General features: G+C 63.0%; 4 protein-coding genes. All 4 read right to left on the bottom strand.

Annotated elements, in window-relative coordinates; all coding sequences use genetic code 11:
* Positions 1-188 (bottom strand): acetyltransferase (locus ACY693_RS17355; RefSeq protein WP_462323065.1); only part of this gene is annotated, 188 nt, incomplete at its 3' end.
* Between the two features lie 121 nt (positions 189-309).
* On the bottom strand, positions 310-1,236 hold the full coding sequence (locus tag ACY693_RS17350; protein WP_462323064.1) for a CHAD domain-containing protein: 927 nt from the start codon (positions 1,234-1,236) through the stop codon (positions 310-312).
* 5 nt (positions 1,237-1,241) lie between these two features.
* Positions 1,242-1,907 (bottom strand): cytochrome c3 family protein, encoded by a 666-nt coding sequence (locus tag ACY693_RS17345; RefSeq protein WP_462323063.1) that lies wholly within the window; start codon positions 1,905-1,907, stop codon positions 1,242-1,244.
* Between the two features lie 171 nt (positions 1,908-2,078).
* Positions 2,079-2,900, bottom strand: a complete 822-nt coding sequence (locus ACY693_RS17340) for a PRC-barrel domain-containing protein (RefSeq protein ID WP_462323062.1) — start codon at positions 2,898-2,900, stop codon at positions 2,079-2,081.
* Between the last annotated feature and the right edge of the window lie 239 nt (positions 2,901-3,139).

Here is a 3,139-nt window from a genome sequence, read left to right as displayed (position 1 = left end):
TCGGTCCAGGCACGCGGCAGCGCTTCGCCGGATGGAAACTGAAGCTCCTGCTTGTCGACGGTTTCCGGGTCCTGCGCTTCCTCGCCATAATGCAGCCGCATCACGGCCTGCTCATGCATTGGATTCATCAGGTCTTGCAGCTCAACGACCTGCATCAGCTTTCCAGTGGATTTGTGCTTGAGAAACATAGGTCCTCCGCGATCAGCTAGTGACGGGCATTGCGTCTCAGCGTCGCCGGCTAAGACGCCGTAGCCCCGTCGGTTTCAAGAATCAATCAGGCTTGCCGCGCAGGCCCCGACTGTGCCTTGGTCAGGTATCAGTCACAGCTCGCGCGGCTTGCCAGTAGCGCTGCATCCGTCGGTCGAGATGCTTCGGTTTCTCCGCGTACAAGCGCCAGCCCAGCCAATAGGCCGCTTTGCGCAGCTGCGCGCTTCGCTGCGCGGCGAGCGCGAGCAGGATCTGCTCGTCATCGTGGGTCGGATTGAGCTCCCCGGCCTCCTCGATGATCTGCTCCAGCACCGCCAGATCATGATCATCGCCAAGCAAGTCGCCGAGGTCCTTCACCTCCCGATGCATCGCTTTGAGCACGCGTGGCCAGCCCGCGCGCACGAGCCGGAGCTGATAGCGCAGATACTTGGCGCGTTTGCGCCATTCATGAAACGCCGTCACGCTGGGCTCTGCATAGGCCGCGTGCATGGCCCGATACCCGCGTTTGTAGGTCTTGCGCAGGCCGGGGCCGATCAGGGCCCAACCCGCGTCATCGGCCGCTTCTGATGGAAACCCCCAATCCGGGACGCGCTCACGGGCGGCGACCAGGGCGGCGCGGGTCAGAGCAAGCTGATCCCCAAGCGGCTCAGAGCCAGCCGCGACGCTGGCCTTGTGGTCCTCGAGTCGCTGCCGCAGCAATGCCAGCGCGTCTGGATCAAGGTTGTCGCGGAAATGATCGATCAAGGCATCGAAGGTCTCGATCGCCGCCTCGGCATCACGCAGCACCGACAACGAGGCGGCGGCATCGCGGAATGCCGCATTCTCCTGTTCGTAGAGCTCGGGTGCCGCCGGTCTCACGAGCCGCAGCAGGCCTCGGAGCTTCTTGCAGTCCTTGCGCACCTCATGCACGGCCTCATGCGGGGCGTCCTCGGCGCTGTCGATCTGCGCAAGCGCGTGGTCGAGCAGGTCGGTGGCGATACGACGGATCTCGGCGTCTAGCGGCTGTTCGGGATCAAGCTCATAGGCCATGGGACTCAGGCACCTTCCTTGTCGGTGTCAGTGGCGCTTTGCTCGGTGGCCGGCCCGTCACCCGTGGTCGGCGGATCAACCGCCGCGCCGTCGCTGTCTCCAGGCAGCTCTGTGAGCGAGACCTCGTCGAAGTGGGCATCGAGCATGACCCGCAGGTTCTTATGACCAACCTGCTCATGGCAGCTCACGCAGCCCTCGCCCACGTCTCCGCCGAAATAGGCCTTGTGTGCAGCCAGTGCCGCTGGATCATCGCTGGTCGCATCCTTCAAGGCCGCATGGCAGTTGAGACAGCCAGAGTCGTAGACGTACTCGTCACGCTCCTCGAGATCCGCGATCCAATCGGGCTTGTGGACCGGATAGATCGCCTGGGCAATGGCATCGCGCGTACCGGTCTTCGCCTTCGCAAACAGATGCTGCGCCGCACTCTCATGTGGCAGATGACAATCCGTGCAATGGGCGACCACGCCGCCTGGGTTGTTGCCGCCATGGACGTCCTGCGCATGCGAGGTGGCAAAGGGCTCCATGGTGTGGCAGCTGGTGCAGAACTCCGCATCCGAGGTTTCTTCAATCATGGTCTCGGTGCCAACCCAGCCCGTGGCCATCACCGCCGGCACAATGACGGCGATTGCAACCAGGGTCAGCAGGAGGCGTCGAATCCAGCGCTTGTTCATGAGGAGTCTCCTTATCAGTGGACGATGAATTGAACGATGAGTCGTTGCGCCAGGAGCGCTCAGGGACCGCTCAGGGACCGTTTAGGGCTCGACCAGAAAGACCGCCGGTGTTGAATGAATCGCAGTGGTCAGTCGAGCGCGGCTCAGGCTGCATGCTTGGCTCGTGCCGCCTCAGGGGCTCGGATGTGGCCGCCCGTAAACGTCATAGAGCACGGACTCAAGGCGTTCGTTGATCGGCTCGCTCGGGTCGAACGGCGGCGCCTCCTCGATGCGCTCGGCAGGGACATCGGTGATGACCTGGCGCGAGGCCCAGTCGATCTCGGCGACCGCGTCCACGGGAAGGAGGACCTTCTTCGACAACGGCAGCCGGGAGCTGTCGACGATGAAGGCGCGCAGCGCCCAGCTGCTGTCATTGACGATGAGGTCGACGACGCGGCCGACCTTGTCGATACCGCCACCGTCGTCTGCGGTGCGTTGGCCGATGACGCTATAGCCCGTCACTTCGCGAACTGAGCGCAGATGGACGTCGTCCACCTCTTCAAGATCGGTATCCGCCAACGCCTCATCTTCGACCGCCGCACCGCTCGTTGTCGGCAACGGCTCGATACGCACCTCTTGCGTCGCTGTCAGGCTCGCGGGTATCGGGAAGTCACCCCAAAGGCCGCTACCCAGCCAATAGCTCGGCAGCGAATGAAACTCGTTGTAGAGCTGCTCGTAGCGCCGCGAGACCGGCGCATCACGATCCAACGATGGGCTCTGCTCGATCTGGGCCTTGGTCAGGTTCACGGGCATCCGCTGCCGTTCCCAGTCCGGCGATTCGAGCTGCACAGGCGAGATCAATACCTTGCGGCCAGACAGCCAGCCACCGGTATCGGCCACCATGTAGCGCAGCGTCCAGAGCTCGTCATCGAACAGAAAATCGTGGCAACGGCCGATGTCACCATCGAGCGCTTCAAGCCGATATCCCTCGGGCTCGGCGAGGCTTCTGAGCATGGAATCCTCCGTTCGTCATGGCTTGCGCTTGGCGGCCGCAATGCGCACAGAAGCAGTGGGCGCTATCCAGAGGGACTGTCGCGGCAGGGCGTGGCCAAGCTGATTTGCACAGCCAATGGCGAGCAGAAACCGGGCCAACTCACCAACCCCCGCAATGGCGCGCTGGACTGCGCCAACTGGCTTAAACCTAGAAAGAGCAGTTGACCGCTTCGGCGTGTATGCAAGTGCCTGTGTCTGTT

This window comes from Halochromatium sp. (assembly GCF_054919635.1).
This window is presented reverse-complemented; position numbering and strand designations above follow the sequence as displayed.

Excerpts from the sequence above, each read along its gene's own strand:
- ACY693_RS17350 (WP_462323064.1), bottom strand. The coding sequence starts at position 1,236 with ATGGCCTATGAGCTTGATCCCGAACAGCCGCTAGACGCCGAGATCCGT.
- ACY693_RS17345 (WP_462323063.1), bottom strand. The coding sequence starts at position 1,907 with ATGAACAAGCGCTGGATTCGACGCCTCCTGCTGACCCTGGTTGCAATC.
- ACY693_RS17340 (WP_462323062.1), bottom strand. The coding sequence starts at position 2,900 with ATGCTCAGAAGCCTCGCCGAGCCCGAGGGATATCGGCTTGAAGCGCTC.